The following is a 17316-nucleotide window of genomic DNA, read 5'->3' as shown; positions in this document are numbered from 1 at the left end:
GCGGCTCGCTACCAACGTCCAAGTCCCACACCCGAGGAGACGCGTGCCGCGCCACATCTATGCCTTGGCGATGGGGATCTTCGCCATGGTGACCAGCGACTTCGCCATCTCGGGACTGATGCCCGAGATCGACGAAGACCTCGGCGTCGGCATCCCTGCCCTCGGCTACCTGGTCACCGTGTTCTCACTGTCGATGGCTCTGGGCGGTCCCGCGCTCGCCATGTCGCTGCCCCGCTCGTCGCCTCGTCGAGCGATCCTGGTCTTGTTCGTCATCTTCCTGCTCGGCAACGTCATGGCGGCTACCGCCACCTCCTACGGCATGCTGCTGGTCGCTCGTGTCGTGACCGGAGCAGCGGCCGGAGCGTTCTTCGGGGTCGCGGTGACCGTCGCGGCTGCGACGACGTCGCCGGCGTACCGCGGTAGGGCCATCGCGGTCGTGCTGCAGGGCATGTCCATCGGCTTGACCCTGGGTCTCCCTCTGTCGGCCTGGATCGGAGGACAGCTCGGTTGGCGGGGCGCCTTCGCCGGCATCGGCGTCCTGGCCGTCCTCGCGGCCGCGGCCTCCGCCGCACTGCTGCCCGCACACTCCACCAGCGCCGGACCGGCCCCGCGCCTGTCCGAGGAGCTCTTGTCACTGCGCAACGGCCGGCTGTGGGCGGCGCTGCTGAGCTCGATGCTCGTCATGGGCGCGACGTTCGCGGCGTTCTCCTACTACACCCCCATCCTGCGGGAGCTGACCGGGATCCCTGGAGGCCTCATCCCCCTGATCCTCCTGGGCTACGGGCTTGCGAACATCGTCGGCAACGTGGTCGTCGGCCGGTTCGCCGAGCAGCGCACCTTCACGGTCCTGATCGTCGGGACCGGTGTCAACGCGATCCTGCTGCTGGTGTTCGCGGTCGCGACGGCCAATGCCTGGCTGGCCGTACCGGCGGCTCTTGGCACCGGTCTCGTCGGCGTGACGATGAACCCAGCGCTGGTCGCGCGCGTGCATCGAGAAGGCACGTCGGGAACGCTGGTCAACACGATCCACACGTCCATGATCACGGTCGGGGTGGCGGTGGGGTCCATGCTGGGTGCCGTCGGGATCGAGCTGTCCGGTGACCGGGCCCCGCTGCTGGTCGGTGTGGTACTCGCGGTCGCGGCGATCGTGTCCATGGTGCCGTTTGCTGCGAGCCGCGCCGGAGGCGTGACGCCGGACCCAGAACCAGCGCAGGCTCGGCATTGACGTGACCCCTGCGCCCGGCGGCACCCTGACCCAGGTTCTCGTCGACCTGGTTCCCGTCGACGAACTCGCAGCCGACGCGGCGTCGAACCCGCTCGGCCGATTGGCCGAACCTGCGGAGATCGCCTCGGCGGCTGTGTTCCTGGCGTCGGATGCGTCGAGCCACGTCAACGGTGTCGAGCTCGGCGTCGATGGTGGCTCCGCCCAGATCTAGCCGTCCGCCGGGACGGCTGTCGGGGGTCCGTGCCGGGAGCGTCCTCCGCGAGGAGCGACGCGGGTCAGCTGTCGATCGGCGCGGGGCTTCAGCCAGGAGGGGCGCGCCTGGGCCCCGCAACCCGCTGTCGAAGGACAGGAGGAGAGGGAAGTCCCCTGCGCAGCGACTCGAGGTCTACGCTGCCAGCGAGCCGAAGCGTGGCGGTCCAGCCGGTGGCGCAGGTCGACCTGTCGTCCACCTGGCGCCGGCGGATGTGACGGGCCACGACGGTGTCGCGGTCCTGACCGGTGCGCGCACGTGTCCCCAGCGCCCCGCCGATGGCGCGGTCCGGGTCCTCGACCATCTCGGTGCACTTCTCCAAGAACCCGCCGTCGTCGTGATCGAGTGCCAGCTCGTCCCCGGCGAGCAGCCGAGCGATGACCTCGTCGCTGATGACCTTGACGTAGTCGATCGCCCGGAGCAGTTGCCGCAGGACGTGTTCCAGCCGGCTTCAGACCTCGGGCAGCGGCTCCGCGCCGACCTGCCGCTCGCGGCCGACGACGAGTCGACCTGCAGGGGACGAGACCGGTCACCTCACCTACCCGGCCGACCAGCACGCCGGCTGACCGACGTCCGTGGCCCACCCCTCAGCCCGAAGCATCTCGCGGCAACGCGCGGTCGATGTCCAGGTCGCGCATCGACCAGCCGGCGGAGGATTGGGCGACCTCGCGGGCAAGTGCCCTCGACTCACGAGGAAGGGGCGTCAGGCTCCGCGACGACTGCCGCTGCCGCGGCCACGACGTCGTGCGGGTCGTCCCGACCTACCGGGTCGCTGCTCGGCGCCTTGTCCACACCCATCGCGCGGAGGGCGTCGATCACCTCGGGGAAGCTGTCCGGGGCCAGATCCCGCGCAGGGACAGCGCGTGTCGTGCGGGGTCGGTGCGTCATGTGCCCCGCGTCCCTGCTGCGGACCTCCACACGCCGGCGCTGACGAGGACGTCAGGACTGGTCCGAGGCGCGCCGTGCCTCGTGGCCGGGAGCCCACGCCCCGGGCCGCCACGGTCGGCGACCGAGCGCATCAAGGGGCCGGTCGGCGCCGTGGGTCTGGTCATCCGATGGAGCCGAGGAACGTGCGCAGGGCCTCGTTGACCTCGGCGGCGTGGGTCCCCAGCAGCCCGTGCGGGGCGCCCTCCACCTCGACGTACTGCGCATCGGGGAGCAGCCGACGGAACCGGCGGGCGGTGGCGTCGATCGGCAGGATCCGGTCGGCCGTCCCGTGCAGGATGAGAGCCGGTACGCCGCTGGCCCGCACCGCCTCCACGTCGGCGCGGAAGTCCTCGATCCAGGACGGGACCACGGCGTACGCCGCCACCGGCGCGCTGGTGACCGCCACGTTCCAGCTGGCGTCGACCGCCTCCTGGCTGATCCGGTCGCCGAGGAGCTCGTCGAGGTTGTAGAAGTCGGCGAAGAAGGTCCTGAACCAGGCGTGGCGGTCCTTGGCCGCGGCCGCCGCGATGCCGTCGAACACGCCCTGGGGAACGCCCTCCGGGTTGTCGTCGCGGGCGACCAGGAACGGTTCCAGCGCGGCGAGGAACGCCAGCCCGGCCACGCGCTCGGCGCCGTGCCGGGCGACGTAGCGGGCCAGCTCGCCCGTGCCCATGGAGAACCCGACCAGGACGGCGTCGCGCACGTCGAGCGTCTCCAGCAACGTGCTGAGGTCGGCGGCGAAGGTGTCGTAGTCATAGCCGGTACCGACCTTCGACGACTGACCGAAGCCGCGGCGGTCATAGCTGATCACCCGGTGCCCGGCGGCGAGCAGGGCGCGCGTCTGGTACTCCCAGCTGTGGCCGTCCAACGGGTACCCGTGGATCAGCACGACCGGCCGCCCACTCCCCTGGTCCTCGTAGTACAGCTCGACCGGCGTCGAGTTCTCGGTGCCGACAGTGACGTAGCCCATCATCCGCTCCTCTGCTGCTGACCGTAGGCCGGCGTCCTGGACTGACGTCGCTCCTACACGTTCCTGGACGGAGCCATCACCGTTGTTCCGGTGGTCGGCCCCTGCGTCCACCAAACGATACGAGTCGGCTCGTCTCGCGTCAAGACGGCTCGTATCGTCTTGTTAGGGTCACGGTCATGACCGTCCCTCCGCCCGACCCCGCGCGTCGCAACGAACGATCCCGGCACGCCATCCTCGACGCCTCCATCTCCCTGGTCGGCGAGCTCGGCTACGGCCATGTCTCGATGGAGGCGATCGCGACTCGGGCTCGTGTCGGCAAGCAGACCATCTACCGCTGGTGGCCCTCGAAGGGCGCCGTGGTGCTGGAGGCAGCGACGCGCCGCAGCACCGACCTCGTGGTCGGTTACCCCGACACGGGCGATCTCGTCGCCGACCTGCGACACCAGCTCTCGGGCATCGTGGACATGATCACGAACACGGGCTTCGGACCGGCATACCGCGGGCTGCTGGCCGACAGCCAGTCCGACCCTGACCTCTCGCAGGCGCTCTACGACCAGGTCGTCGCGCCGTACTTCGAGACGTTCGAGAGGCGGATGACCGACGCGAAGGAGCGGGGAGAGGTGCGCGCCGATGCCGACTCCTCGACGCTGGGCGACCTCATCTACGGAGTCATCGAGTATCGGATGCTCCACGACCTGCCCCTCGAGCTCGCGTACATCGACGCCGTGCTGACCATCACCTTCGACGGGGTCCGCTGACGTGTAGGACGTGTGCCACGAGGGCGTGGCAGGGGCTTCGTCGCGCTCGAGGAGCGGGCGTCGCCGGTTGGTCCCCGTGTGGGACGTAGCCCCCGGCGTCACCGCGGGCCTGTGCTGCGGCAGGGGTCAACGCCCACCGGTTCGCATGGTCCTGTCCACCGAACAGCACTTGGGGTGGTGCCGAGCGGCCTCGCCGAGCAGCCTGCGCGTGTGCGCGGGCCTCTCGGGGCGGAGCGCCGATGCCCACGACCCGCGCCAGCGCCCGCAGTCGACGGCCCGGGCAGGGACGAGGTCGAGCCCGGCCCGACCCGCCCCGTGAGCGGCTCGTGGTCGACGCTGCAGCGATCGGACTCGACCTCGGCATCGGGCCGCGAATTCGTGGTCCACTGTCATCGACAAGAACCCTGTTGTATGGACACACCCCGACTCGGGCTGGAGTAGGAGTGACGTGGCGGACCTCTTGGGTCGGAGCACAGAGCGTGCGGCCGTCCAGCAACTGCTCGCCGCGGCGAGGGACGGGAACAGCGGCACCCTCGTGGTGCGGGGGCAGGCGGGCATGGGGAAGACCGCGCTGCTGCGTTCTACCCAGGAGACTGCGGTCACCATGGGGTTCCGTCTCCTCTGGTGCACAGGGGTGGAGTCCGAGAACCAGTTCGCCTTCGCAGGCCTGCACCAGCTCTGCGAGTCACTGCTCGACAGGGCGGGAGACCTCGCCGCACCACAGGAGGACGCGCTCGGGGTGGCTCTCGGCCTCCGCAGTGGGCCTGCGCCCGACGGCTTCCTGGTGGGGCTGGCCACGCTCAACCTCCTGGCAGAGGCTGCTGAGGAACGGCCGTTGTTGTGCGTCGTCGACGATGCGCAATGGCTGGACACGGCGTCCGCTCAAGTCCTGGCCTTCGTTGCTCGGCGGTTGGCGGCCGAGCGAGTGGCGATGGTGTTCGCACTGCGGGAGGTGCCTCCAGGCGAGGTCGACCTCTTCGCCGGGCTCTCACCCGAGCTCGAGCTGGGCGGCCTGGACGAGAGCGACGCCCGCGCGCTGCTGAACAGTGGTGTCCACGCGCCGTTGGACGACTTCGTGCGCGACCGGATCATTGCCGAAGCACGCGGCAACCCCTTGGCGTTGTTGGAGCTGCCCCGGAGTGCGCAGCTCCTGCAGCTGGCCGGCGGATTCGAGCTGCCAGATGCGCTCAGCGTTCCCCGTCGCATCGAGGACAGCTTTCGACGCCACTCGGCGGGCTTCTCGGGGGACACGCAGATGCTGCTGCTGCTCGCCGCGGCCGATCCGACGGGAGACGCATCGCTGCTGTGGCGTGCCGCCGGACACCTCGAGATACCGCCCGAGGCCTTGGGGCCGGCGGAGGACTCAGGGTTCCTGGAGGTCGACACCCGCGTGCGGTTCCGACACCCGCTCGTGCGTTCGGCGGTCTACCGCGCCGCTACGCCCACGAATCGCTGCCGAGCCCATGGGGCCCTGGCAGCGGAGACCGACCCCGTGAAGGATCCGGACCGGCGCGCCTGGCACCGAGCGCACGCGGTCAGGGGAACGGACGAGGAAGCAGCGGCGGACCTGGAGCGCACCGCCGGTCGGACGCGCGCACGCGGAGGTGTCGCGGCCGCCGCTGCGTTCCTGCACCAGGCAGTGGGACTCACCCCCGACCCGGCTGCTCGCGCCACTCGTGCGCTGGAGGCCGCGCACGCCAAGCACGACGCCGGGTCGTCCGAGACGGCACGGGAGCTGGCGGCCGTTGCCGAGATCGGACCACTGGACGACTTGCAGCGCGCCCGCCTCCAGCTGCTCCGCGCGCGGATCTCCTTCCACCTGACCCAGGCTCCCGAGGTGGCGTGGATGCTCCTGGACGCCGCCGGAGCGCTCGCCCCGGTGGACGCCGGCCTGGCTCGGGAGACGTACCTCCACGCGTTGGATGCGGCACTGTTCGTCGGCGGCGGCGACAGGGGCGGCGTGCTCGACGTGGCCGCCGTCGCACTCGGGGCACCGGGGGCCCCCGACCCGTCCCGGCCGAGCGACCTGTTGCTCGACGGCCTGGTCACGACCTTCACGCGAGGCTACGTCGAGGGCGTTCCGGAGGTGCGGCGCGCGCTGGAAGCGTTTCGCGAGTGCGGTGTCGACGGTGAGGCGTTGGGCGAGATGGGCAGTCGTCGCTGGCTCTCGTTGGCGACCCGGGTCGCGGTCGGGCTCTACGAGGACGATGTCGCACGCACGCTGGCCGAGCGCAACGTCAGGCTCGCCCGCGAGGCCGGCGCGCTGGCCACCCTGCCCCAGGCGCTCGCTGCCTTGTCCGCCGTGCTGGTGCTGACGGGCGAGCTTCCGCACGCTGCCGAGCTGGCCGCAGAGGGCAGCACCATCTCCTCAGCCACGGGAGCTGTGCCACTGCGTTTCGCCCAGCTCTTCCTGCACGCCTGGCGCGGCCACGAGGGTGAGACCACTCAGCTGTTCGCCGACAGCACCGATGGGGTCAACGAGGGCGGCGCGGAGGCCACCCTGGCCTCCTACGCGCTGGCGGTGCTGTACAACGGGCTGGGAAGGTACCCGGCGGCCCACGACGCCGCAGCGCGTGCACGGCAGTCGTACGAGCTGACGAACAGCAGCCGTGGCCTGGCCCTCCCCGAGCTCGTCGAGGCAGCAGTCCGAGCTGACCGGCTGGAGAGCGCCAGGGCTGCCCTGGACGAGCTGAGCGTGCGAACCAGCGCGAGCGGCACCTCGTTCGCGCTCGGACTGGAGGCGCGCTCGCGCGCCCTGGTCAGCACGGGCGAGTCCGCAGAGCGCCACTACCGAGAGGCGATCGAGCGGCTTCAGGCCTCTCAGATGGTCAGCTACCTCGCCCGGACGCACCTGGTCTACGGCGAGTGGCTACGCCGCGAAGGTCGACGGCAAGACGCCCGGGAGCAACTTCGCACAGCCCATGAGCTGCTGACGAAGATGGGCGCGGACGCCTTCGCAGCGCGTGCCGGTCGGGAGCTGCGTGCTACCGGCGAGCACCCGCGCAAACGGAGCGCGCATCCCGCCAGCGCCCTCACCGATCACGAGCTCCTGATCGCCCGTCTGGTTGCCACTGGAGCCACCTCCAGAGAAGTCGGTGCGCAGCTGTTCCTGAGTCCGCGCACCATCGAGTCCCATCTGCGCAACATCTTCCGGAAGCTCGGCATCAGCTCCCGCCGGCAGCTCAAGGAGCTGCACCTCCCCTGACGGGACACCGCACTCAGGGGTTGCGCAGGATCTCCGAGATGTCAGCACGCGCCTGCTGCAGACGCTCGATGCTGGCTGCGAGCTCGTCGTCCACTTCCTGCAACGCGTCCTGTCCTCCTTCGCCGCCCGCGCCGATGGTCCCGATCCGGGAGAGCGGGACGCCCAGCGCGGCAAGGCGCCGGACCTGCAGCAGCCGCAGGAGGTCGCGCTCGCCGTACTGCTTGTAACCGTTGGCCTGGCGCGGGGGCTCGGCCAGGAGACCGAGCCGGTGGTAGTGACGGATCGTGTTGACGGTGGTACCCGCCAACGTGGCCAGCTCGCGCGTGCTCCAGGTCATCGCACTCCCTGGGGCAGCGGCCTCGTGCCGCTCGGGTGGGGGGTACTGCGCGATCCCGGAGCTGAAGCCATCAGAGCGACGGGGGGCGGCGCGTCCGGCCCGAGACGCATGGCTCGGCCTAGGCTTCGCGCCCTCGTCGGGACCAGCACGCCAACTCCTTCCGCTGCCGACTCCTGGATCGTCAGGCTCGCACTGGTGCTGGCACCTCGGCATCGGTAGAAGTCACTGATGTTGCCGTCGCGGCCTTGACGTCGTCCAGCCCTGCTCCGACCTGGGAGCTCTCGGTCCTCACCCGGACGGGCTGGAGGAGCAGGCCTGCTGCCCGGGCTGCGGCTCCACGGACGGACTCAGTCGCTGATCGGGGGCGCAGCAGCGAGCACGTGCTCGGCCGACCGTAGGAGGACCTGAGGGATTTCTACCGACGCGACGGTGCCGTCCCCGGCACGACGCTGGTGGAGCAGCCACGACGGCGGGACCGGATCAGCCGGGAACCGCGTGCCACTGAAGACCTCTGGGAGTGAGACGAGTCATGGGCCACATCACCGTTGGGAACGAGAACAGCTCGTCCGTCCACGCCGGCCCAGGGCGTTCGCTCGACCGCGCTGCATCCCGCACGGACATGCATCCGTCTGGTGGGGCTGCTGCTCGAGCCGAACGATCCTCCACACACTCACACCGGCAGGACGCACTGGTGGACCCGATCGATGTCCTGAGAACCGCAGGCTGGTCTCCGAGCCGCGTTCTACCGATGGGCGAGGTGGTGGCCACGCTGCAAGCACACGGCTTCGCCGTGAGCGAAGCCGCTGAGCAGTTCCTCGCCCGACACTCGGGGTTGGTGCTGCCGACGAGCAGCGCACGGCACGACCTCTGGATCGACGGTGCCCGGGCGTGTGACGAGATCGACCCGGGCTGGACGGCGGCCTACGGCGCGGCGGAGAAGTCGCTGTTCACCCCCGTCGGGGGCTGCTCGTACATGACGATCCTGGTCGCAGAGGACGGCGGGTTCTGGGGTAGCTACGACGATCTCTACGGGCCACTGGGTTCGACGGTGGAAGAGCTCGTGAGCGAGATGCTGACCCCGACGCCGACTCGGATGCTGCATCGCCAGGTCGAGGCCCGGCTGACGCACCTCACAGCGACACCGGCAGCACTTCTCGGTGCCGGCAACGACGTGCGGTCCAGGTGATCGTCACCGTCTGACTCAGGGTGTCCCGGCGCGCGGGGACCCTTCGCACGCGTCGGCGGACCCGGAGGCGCCCACCGCGCGTGGACACCATGCTGGCCTAAGATCCGCTAGTGAAGCGCATCCAGCTCAGCGAAACGTCCGGTGTTCCGGTCTTCCGGCAGATCATCGACCAGATCGTCTTCACCATCGAGGCCGGCGAGCTCAGGGGCGGAGACCGCCTCCCCAGCAGTCGCATCCTGGCATCCAACTTGGGCGTCAACCGCAACACGACCGCCCGCGCCTACGCCGAGCTGCGTCGCATGGGCTATGCCACCTCACAAGGCCGAGGCGGCATGGTCGTGACGCGGTCAGCGGACGCCCGCAGCACCCTCGCCAGCCACGAGCGCGCGGTCGCCTTGCTCGCCGGCCCCGTGCGCGAGTGCCTGGCCCTCGGCCTCACTGCGGACGAGGTGCGCCAGATCGCCTACCACGAGTCGCTGAACGCCCAGGCGGCCGCGATCCAGGTCTGCTTCGTCGAGTGCAACCAGGAGCGCGCCACGACGTTCGCTGCCGATCTCTCCGAGACGATCGGCTCCACCGTCCAGCCGCGCATCATCGGCTCGATCACCGGCGCCGACCTGTCCGCCGTCGACCTCGTCGTGACGACGTTCTTCCACTACGCCGAGATCCGGCGCCTGGTCCACTCGCTGGGGCTCGACGCGCCGCCCGAGGTCCTGGCGATCGTGGTGGCCCCCCACATCAGGACCTTGACGCGGCTCTGGGAGATTCCTCCGGATCGCCGCATCGGCATCCTGTACTCGACCGAGCACCAGGCCGAGCTGATCGGGCAGTCGTTGATCGACTCGGGACTCACCAACGTATCGGTGGTCCGGGAGACCGACGATGACACCCTCGCTGAGTTCGACCTCATCATCGTGCCGAGCGAGAACCCCGAGCTCAACCGGCTCGTCAAGGACCGCACCAAGGTCCTGGAGTTCGGCAACGTGCTCGACTCCGCCTCACGGCGCATGGTCTCCGATGTCGTCGACGAGATCCGCGAGCGCCGCGGTCGCGGACAGTGAACGCTCGTCCTGGACGATCCGCGCTGCCGAGCTCGACCTGCCGAGCCGGCGCGCGCCGCGCGGTTGCGCGGCGCGCGCCGGGTGGCGTGGATCCGGTCAGCGCTTGAGCGTAACTGCCGCGCTGGACCTGCCGGCGCCGTCGAGCGCGATGCTCAGCGTGGCCTTGGTCCTCGGCCGCTTGGCCAGCGCGGCGCGGGCCTGCTTGTTCAGCGTCACCTTGACCGTGCCAGTCCTGCCGCTGACGACCGAGACCCTGCCCGTGCCGAAGACCTTGCCCGCGGCCTTGAGGGTCAGGGTGCCGACGCAGCGGACCCCGGTGGGCTTGCAGGCGACCTTGACCGAGCCGGTGCGGCGGGACTTGTCAGCGTCCACCAGCAGTGGACGGACCGTCAGCACCGGCGTGGGTCGCGGCTTGGCCTTGACGACGACCGAGACGGTCGTCGCGCCGGCGGCTACCACGTCGTCACCGGCGTAGGTGACGGTCAGGGTGCGGGCGCCCGTGGTGGTGAGCGGTCCGGTGGCGACGGTCGCACTGCCGCTGACCAGGGTGGCGGTGCCGAGCACGGTGGCGCCGTCCCGGACGGTGACCTCGCCGGTCGGGGTGGCGCCCTTGGCAGCGACGGTGACCTCGACGCTGGTCGACCGGCCGACCTCGACGGTGGCAGGGCGTGCCGTCGCGGTCAGGGTCGGGGCCAACGGCTCGGGGTCGACCACGACCAGGGTCGCCGTGCCGGCGCTCGCCGTGACGGACCTGCTGCCGGCGTACGTCGCCACGAGGGCGCGGCTGCCGGCTGCGTCGTAGGGGCCGACGGCGAAGGTCGCCCTCCCCGCGACGAGCGCCACCGCGGCGCCTACCGGCTGGCCGTCGTCGGTCAGGGTGACCTCGCCGGGCGGGGTCAGGCCCTCAGCGGCGACCTCGACCGTGACCGTCGCGGGCTCCCCCGTCTCGACCGTGGCCGGGTCCACCGTGACGGTGGTCGTCGAGGCCACCGGCTCCGGCTCCTCGACCGTCAGCGTCGCCGTGCCGGCGCTGGTGGCCACGGTCGCGCTGCCGGCGTACGTCGCAGCCAGGGCCCGGGTGCCGGCCGCCGTGTAGGGACCGACCGGGAAGGTCGCCTTCCCGTCGACCAGCGTCGCCGCCGAGCCGACGGGCTGGCCGTTGTCGGTCAGGGTGACCTGACCGGACGGCGTCGCGCCCGAGGCCGCGACGGTGACCGTGACGGTCGCCGTCTTGCCGATCTCGACCGTGTCCGGGTCAACCGAGACGGTCGTGGCGGAGGTGACCGGCTCTGGCTCCTCGACGGTCAGTACCGCGGTGTCGGAGCTGGCCGTCACCGTCTCGCTGCCGGCGTACGACGCCACCAGGGCACGTGTGCCCGCCGCGTCGTACGGCCCGACCTCGAACGTCGCCGCTCCGTCGACGAGCTGCGCCGGCTCGCCCACCGGCGCGCCGTTGTCGCTCAGCGCGACCGCACCGGTCGGCGTGGCGCCCTCGGCAGAGACCCGGACCGTGACCGTCGCGGTCTCGCCGACCTCGATGGCGTCCGGATCCACCGACACGGTGGTCGTCGACGCGACCGGCGCCACCGCGTCCAGGTTCTTGATCTGGATGTCGCGGAAGTACACGTCGTCCGTGAAGCCGTGGGTCTGCAACCCGATGTGCGACGGCAGGTTCATCCGGTTGGGGTCGACGTCGGTGTAGTCGTTGATCAGCACGTCGTTGAGGTAGACGCGGATGCGGTCTCCCTCGACGACGATCTCGTAGCCGTTCCACTGGCCGGCCGGGTTGAGTACTGCGTCCCGCGCAGCGGCGTCGGGCGCGGCGAAGTTGTAGATCGCGCCGGTGGTGCTGTCGGGGTCGTCGGTCGGGTCGATCTGGACCTCGTGCCCCTGGGTGATGGGCAGCCGGGAGTTGCTCCCTGGATCGGGGAAGCCCACGAAGACGCCGGAGTTGTCGTCGCCCGGCATCATCCAGTCCATCTTCAGCGAGTAGGCGTGGTTGATCGGGGTGGTGTGCCACCACAGGCCGGACGCACCCACCGAGCGCACGGAGCAGTCGGCCATCCGCACGAACGTGCCGCCGTCGGCCATCTCCCAGCCGGCCATGCTGGCCCGGGTGCCGTCGAAGAGCATCGTGTAGCCCTGGTCCGGGACGGTCGGCTCGCAGGCCTCGGGCTCGACCGGCGGTTCACCGAGGGTGAAGTCGTCGAACGTCGCCGTCTCGGCCCCCGTGCCGTTGTACGCCGCCGGGCCCACCATCGGGTTCGCCAGACCGTTGGTGGGGAAGCCGCGGCCGATCTCGGTCCAGGTGGCGCCGTCGTCGACGGAGAGCGCACCGTGCAGCAGGTCGCCGTCGGACCACATCCGCAGCCGGGCGTCGGTCTGCTGGCCCGCGGTGATCGGGGAGGTGGCGGACTGCAGGTTGCCACCGGTCACCCGGGCGAGCAGGGCCACCCACCCGTTGGTCGGGTGACGCATGAGCGTGACCTTGCCGTAGTTGCTGTTGTTGCCCCAGACGGTCAGGCCGGCCTGGATGTAGTCGTCGGTGCCGTCGATCGAGACTGTCGACTCCGCCATCCACGGCTCGTTGCCGAGCACCGGCTGCAGGATGATGTTCTTCGCGGAGGTGTTCGTCCCACTGAGGTCGCCGGCTTGCGCGTCGATCTCGAGCTTGCCGTCGGCCACGCGATAGCCGTTCTTGTCCTCGTTGACGATCGTCGTCCAACGGCAGCGGTCGAGCTCGTCGCCCTCGAAGGTGTCATCGGGTGCGGCCGGGTCGCACGTCACCGGCGCGGCGCCCTCGACGTCGAGGTAGTCGAGGTTGACGTTGCCGTCGTCGCCGGCGCCGTAGCGGAACGCGATGGTGTTCGGGCCCGCGCGCAGCGGCAGCTGGTCGGTCCAGGTGCCCCAGGTCGCCCACGCGCCGGTGTTGACCAAGGTGATCTGCCGGGCGACCCCGTTGACCTCGACGGTCATCCTCTTGTGCTGGCCCGGGGTCGGGTTCGGCCCGTTGGCGTAGCCCAGGCGCACCGGGTGGTCGCCCGCGGTCGCTGCGTCCACCGTGATCTCGGCAGCGGCGCCCACAGCGCGGAAGCCGGCGACGAAGCCGGCGCCGGAGTAGCCGGGGTGCTCGGTCCGGGCCTGGGCTCCGCCGGACAGCCGTCCGGCCTCGAGCTCGTGGCGGACGGCCTGCCGGGGAACCACCTCGAGGTAGTCCAGGTTGATGTGGCCGCGGTCGCCGGTGCGGTGTGCGAGCTCGACGACGTTGGCGCCCTGCGCGAGATCCACGGTCTGCGCGAACGTCCGGTAGTTCTGCCACGTCGAGGTCGACGGCAGGACGATCTTGCGCTCGACGCCGTTGACCACCAGCGACATCTGCTTGGCCTCGACGCCGGCCGGGTTGGGCCCGTTGGTGTAGCGGAGCGTCAGGGTGTGGGCGCCGGCCGTCTCGGCCGCGACCTCGGCGCGCACGCCGTCGCCCGCGGTGGCGAAGCCACCGACGTAGCCGCCGCCGCTGAAGCCGGCGTGCTCGGTCTGGACCCGGGCGCTACCGAGGAGCTGCTGGTCCTCGGCCTCGTAGAGGCCGTCGGGCGCCGGCGTGGGCTCGTAGCCGGGGAGGCTGTTGAGGGTGTACCAGGCCTCGGTGTTGTAGAGCGTCTCGCCCGACGCCGAGCTGAAGGGCCTCGGGGAGCGCAGGTGCACGACGCGGTCGGGGCGCAACCCGTCGATGGCGAGGGTGACGGTGCGACCGTCCGCCGAGGCCGTGGCCGAGGCGACACGAAGCGTCTCCTCGCCGATCTTCGGGCCCCCGTACTGGGCCGTCGGCCGGTAGCCCCACTGCTTGACGACGTACTTGCTCGCGAGGTCGGTGAGCGTCTCGGCGCCGACCGGGTGGGTGTAGGTGATCTCGAAGCCACCCTCGACGACCTCCATCGACAACATGTCGAAGGGCGTGACGCCACTGGGGACCAGCTTCTGCAGGCCGTACGACAACTTGCCGGCCTGCTGCCAGTTGCCGCCGCCGCCGATGCCGCCGACGATGACGGTGCCGTCGTCGTGCATCAGCACCTCGTTGATGCCGGCCTCCAGGCCCTGGGTGCCCCGGAACAGCGCGCCCTGGTACTCGCCGTCGACCTTCTCGAGGAAGGCGCGCTGCAGGCCGCCGTAGGTGACGTCACCGATGAGCATCTGACCCACGAACGGGCCGCCGGGGATGGAGACGGGCGTGCTGGGCGAGTTGGCGATCTCGTTCTGCGGCATCCACAGCACCGGCTTGGTGGCGGTCTTGTCCTGGAACGGGCCCGCCGGGTTGGTGCGGTGCTCGAAGAACCGGCCGGGCTTGACGTGCACCAGCTTGGAGGCCGGCAGCCAGGCGCCCTGGTTGTCGGTCACGAACATGCCGTCCTCGGGACCGAACCCAATGCCGTTGGGCGTGCGCAGGCCGCCGGCGACGATCTCCATCGCGCCGGTGGTGTCGTCGATCGCGACGGTGTTGCCACGCGTCTGCGTGCCGTCGGGCAACGAGGGGGCCAGCTGCGGGTCGGTGGTGGCGCCGCCACGGTTGATCGACACCGAGGTGTTCAGCCAGAACTTGCCGTCGCGGTGCAGCAGCCCGAAGGCGAACTCGTGGAAGTTGTTGCTCGTCGGCACCTGCCACAACGACTCCTTGACGTCCAGCTGGGCGTCAGCGTCGGTGTTCTCGAGCCGGCTGAGCTGGTGCTTCTCGGAGACGTAGTACTCCTGCACGCCGTCGCCGTCGACGTCCACGACCGCGAGCCCCTGGGGCTCGCGGAGGCCGCCGTACAGCTCGGTCAGCTGGACGTCCTCCGGGCCGTCGGCGGCCTTGGCGCCGGCGAGGCGGTAGAGCCTGCCCTCGGTGTTCTGGGTGGCGCCGTCGCCGCTCGCGCCCCACGTGAGGACGAGGAGGTCGTCGCCCTGCCAGGCCAGGCCGGTCACCTTCGGGTTGAACCCCGTGGGACGCAGGTCGACCAGCTCGTACGCCGGGTTGACCCCGTCGAGCTGCAAGCCGTCACCGGGCGAGTCGAGGGCGCCCTCGCACTCCTTGTTGCCCGGCGCGGTCACCCGCGTGACCTCGGCGGGGGTGGACAGCACGGAGTCCGGGACGACGGTGAAGGCAGTGTCGCCCGGCTTGCGCCAGCTCAACGTGAGCCGCTGCCCGCCCCGGCGCTCGAAGTGCTCCACGAACAGCTCGTGGCTGCCCGCCGCCAGCGTGACGTTGCCGGTCTTGGGGACGTCGACCGCCGGCAGGCCGTCGTTGTCGACGACGACCTGGTCGTCGATCGACAGCTTGGACCCGTCGTCGCTGCGCAGCTCGAAGGCGTAGCTGCCGGCCGTGGCGATGTCGAGGTCGGCCGTCACGTGGGTGACGAACCGGTCCTGCCGCGCCGCGTCGCCGAAGTCGGTCGGCGTCGACCAGTTCACGGTCGAGCGGAGGAGGTCGACGTTCGGCGTCTGTCCCTGCTTGAGGGTGCACAGCTGCTGCAGGTCGTACGGCACGTGGTAGACGCGCATGGTCACGCCGGGAGCGTTCCCCTCGGGTGGGGCGGCCAGCGCGCTGGCGGGTGCTGCCGGGGCGGCAGTGGCGAGAAGCCCGCCGCCGAGGGCCGCGAGGACGCCCCCGACGACGAGCCTCCTGGCGCGACTCCCAACGGGCGAGTGGCTGTTCTGAGGCACGAGGAGCGACCTTCCAGCGGTTATGACGACGATCACACGAATGACTGGGGCATTATGTCGTTCATTGTCCTACTTTTGTCTACCCCTCAGTCAGTACTGTCTGCCCCGATCCTCGGGATCGCCCCCGAGGTCGTCGATCCATCGAGCGACTCCGGTCGGCCGGCCAGCCGGTCGGCCGGACGAGCAGCGGGCTGCGTCCCAGGGAGGTCGTCGCCGCGACGAGCGCGTCGTCCTGGAGGCCACCGCTGAGCGCGTTCTCTCCTGAAGGGCACGAGGCAACCGCAGCAGGGGCCGAAGCGCCCGGCACCTCACCGTCGCCTCCCCCACGACGCGGCGACGACAGGCAAGGACTCGGGGATTCTCACCGACGCGAAGGTGCCGCCGCCGATGCGAGCGTGGTGGCACGGCAGTGCCCCGCGGCTCTGGGGCGAGCGGGAGCGCTCCGCCCCAGGATCCCGGCTGCGAGAGCGCCCTTCGACCCGGGATCCGCGACACAAGAGGAACCGTCATGTCCGCCTGCCTTGCCATCGACGTCGTCGACCCCGCCGTCGACCCCGACGGCTCTCCCTCCGTGACGGACCCCTCGTTCCAGGTGGAGCGCGGCGAGCTGAACGCCCTGCTGCGCACCAACGGCGCGGGCGGCGAGACGACGTCGACCGGGCGCTGTGGCCGCGCGACCGAGGAGAGGCGAGTGACCTGCAGCGCCCGCTGAACGGCGTCGGAGTCGGCCCCTCGCTGGGTGCGCGTCTTCGCCGGTCCCGCTGCGGCTCCGTCGCCTCCGGCAGGCCGTCCATCGCCCACCACCGCTACCCCTCATCACCCAGGAGCCCCACACATGACCAGCACTCCGATGCCCACCGCACCGCTGACCGAGACCGCGGTCGCTCTGCGCGACGTCCGCAAGACCTACCAGGAGGGACGAGCAGCCACCGTTGCGCTGCGCGGGATCTCCCTGAGCCTGCCGACCGGATCGACCACCGCGATCATCGGTCAGTCGGGGTCCGGCAAGTCGACGCTGCTGAACTGCGCGGCAGGCCTCGACCGGCCCACGAGCGGAGACGTCGTCATCGGCGGGCATGACATCAGCACGTTCGACGACGACGAGCTGACCCGGTTCCGGCGCGACAACGTCGGCTTCGTGTTCCAGTCCTACAACCTCATCGGGCACCTCGACATCCGCGACAACGTCCAGCTCCCGCTGGTGCTGGGCGGCCATGGTGCCGACCCCTCCTGGACGACGCACGTGGTCGACCGCCTCGGCCTCGGCGACCTCCTCGACCGGCTGCCTGGCGAGCTCTCGGGCGGTCAGGCCCAGCGCGTCGCCATCGCCCGGGCCCTCGTCGCCCGGCCCACCGTGGTCTTCGCCGACGAGCCCACCGGGGCCCTGGACTCCGCCACCGGCGCGGCGGTGCTCGAGCTGCTGCGAGACACGGCGCGCGACCTCGGCCAGACCATCGTCATCGTCACCCACGACAGTCGCGTCGCGGCGGCGGCTGAGCGCGTGCTGGTGCTGGCCGATGGCCTCGTGGTCGACGAGATGGTCGCGCCGAGCGTCGAGCAGGTCTCCGCGAGGATCCTGGCGGTCGGCCGATGAGCTCCGCAACCTCGGCGAGTGCCCCGGCACCCGTCGGCGGCTCCGGCAGCCTGCGCCACCTGTCCTTTGCGGGTGCGCGGGCAAGCTGGACCGGCGCGGTCGGAACCGG

Annotated in this window: 11 protein-coding genes; 8 read left to right on the top strand and 3 right to left on the bottom strand. The window is 70.8% G+C overall.

Translation table 11 applies throughout. The features are described 5' to 3' along the window. The first annotated feature begins 43 nt into the window (after positions 1–43). Together AC4MBH_RS03890 and AC4MBH_RS03885 are read left to right on the top strand one after the other, a co-directional pair. On the top strand, positions 44–1225 hold the full coding sequence (locus tag AC4MBH_RS03890; protein WP_491793022.1) for an MFS transporter: 1182 nt from the start codon (positions 44–46) through the stop codon (positions 1223–1225). Between the two features lies 1 nt (position 1226). After that, on the top strand, positions 1227–1436 hold the full coding sequence (locus AC4MBH_RS03885) for an SDR family oxidoreductase (protein WP_491793021.1): 210 nt from the start codon (positions 1227–1229) through the stop codon (positions 1434–1436). A gap of 1087 nt (positions 1437–2523) precedes the next feature. Here the strand turns inward: AC4MBH_RS03885 and AC4MBH_RS03880 are convergent. After that, complete coding sequence (locus AC4MBH_RS03880; RefSeq protein ID WP_491793020.1) at positions 2524–3372, bottom strand: alpha/beta fold hydrolase; 849 nt, start codon at positions 3370–3372, stop codon at positions 2524–2526. A gap of 176 nt (positions 3373–3548) precedes the next feature. On the opposite strand from AC4MBH_RS03880, the gene AC4MBH_RS03875 reads away from it, so the two are divergent. Together AC4MBH_RS03875 and AC4MBH_RS03870 are read left to right on the top strand one after the other, a co-directional pair. After that, positions 3549–4130 carry a TetR/AcrR family transcriptional regulator gene (locus tag AC4MBH_RS03875; protein ID WP_491793019.1) on the top strand — a complete coding sequence of 194 codons (582 nt, stop codon included), beginning with the start codon at positions 3549–3551 and terminating at the stop codon, positions 4128–4130. Positions 4131–4578: 448 nt separating this feature from the next. Beyond that, positions 4579–7335, top strand: coding sequence for an ATP-binding protein (locus AC4MBH_RS03870; protein ID WP_491793018.1), 2757 nt, complete (start codon positions 4579–4581; stop codon positions 7333–7335). A gap of 13 nt (positions 7336–7348) precedes the next feature. Here AC4MBH_RS03870 and AC4MBH_RS03865 read toward each other — a convergent pair whose 3' ends face one another. Further along, a complete protein-coding gene (locus tag AC4MBH_RS03865) occupies positions 7349–7672 on the bottom strand; it encodes a helix-turn-helix domain-containing protein (protein ID WP_491793017.1) in 324 nt (107 codons plus the stop codon). 691 nt (positions 7673–8363) lie between these two features. Here AC4MBH_RS03865 and AC4MBH_RS03860 point away from each other — a divergent pair. Then, positions 8364–8858: an SUKH-3 domain-containing protein gene (locus AC4MBH_RS03860; RefSeq protein ID WP_491793016.1), complete on the top strand. Its 495-nt coding sequence runs from the start codon at positions 8364–8366 to the stop codon at positions 8856–8858. A 110-nt stretch (positions 8859–8968) separates the two neighbouring features. Then, complete coding sequence (locus tag AC4MBH_RS03855; RefSeq protein ID WP_491793015.1) at positions 8969–9919, top strand: GntR family transcriptional regulator; 951 nt, start codon at positions 8969–8971, stop codon at positions 9917–9919. A 96-nt stretch (positions 9920–10015) separates the two neighbouring features. On the opposite strand, the gene AC4MBH_RS03850 is transcribed toward AC4MBH_RS03855, so the two are convergent. After that, positions 10016–15457, bottom strand: coding sequence for an Ig-like domain repeat protein (locus AC4MBH_RS03850; protein WP_491793014.1), 5442 nt, complete (start codon positions 15455–15457; stop codon positions 10016–10018). Between the two features lie 664 nt (positions 15458–16121). Between AC4MBH_RS03850 and AC4MBH_RS03845 the strand changes: the two genes are divergently transcribed. Both AC4MBH_RS03845 and AC4MBH_RS03840 read left to right on the top strand, forming a co-directional pair. Continuing rightward, entirely contained in the window at positions 16122–16325 is a 204-nt protein-coding gene (locus AC4MBH_RS03845) for a hypothetical protein (protein WP_491793013.1), read from the top strand. Between the two features lie 123 nt (positions 16326–16448). Continuing rightward, complete coding sequence (locus tag AC4MBH_RS03840; RefSeq protein WP_491793012.1) at positions 16449–17207, top strand: ABC transporter ATP-binding protein; 759 nt, start codon at positions 16449–16451, stop codon at positions 17205–17207. Positions 17208–17316: the final 109 nt, after the last annotated feature.

It is taken from the genome of Nocardioides sp. WJ219, assembly GCF_058559815.1.
The sequence above is the reverse complement of the archived record's forward strand: the minus strand, read 5'-3'. Positions and strand labels throughout refer to the sequence as shown.

What these genes read in the sequence shown, in the direction of transcription:
- AC4MBH_RS03875 (WP_491793019.1), top strand. Translation starts at nt 3,549, where the DNA reads ATGACCGTCCCTCCGCCCGACCCCGCGCGTCGCAACGAACGATCCCGG.
- AC4MBH_RS03865 (WP_491793017.1), bottom strand. Translation starts at nt 7,672, where the DNA reads ATGACCTGGAGCACGCGCGAGCTGGCCACGTTGGCGGGTACCACCGTC.
- AC4MBH_RS03845 (WP_491793013.1), top strand. Translation starts at nt 16,122, where the DNA reads ATGTCCGCCTGCCTTGCCATCGACGTCGTCGACCCCGCCGTCGACCCC.
- AC4MBH_RS03840 (WP_491793012.1), top strand. Translation starts at nt 16,449, where the DNA reads ATGACCAGCACTCCGATGCCCACCGCACCGCTGACCGAGACCGCGGTC.
- AC4MBH_RS03880 (WP_491793020.1), bottom strand. Translation starts at nt 3,372, where the DNA reads ATGGGCTACGTCACTGTCGGCACCGAGAACTCGACGCCGGTCGAGCTG.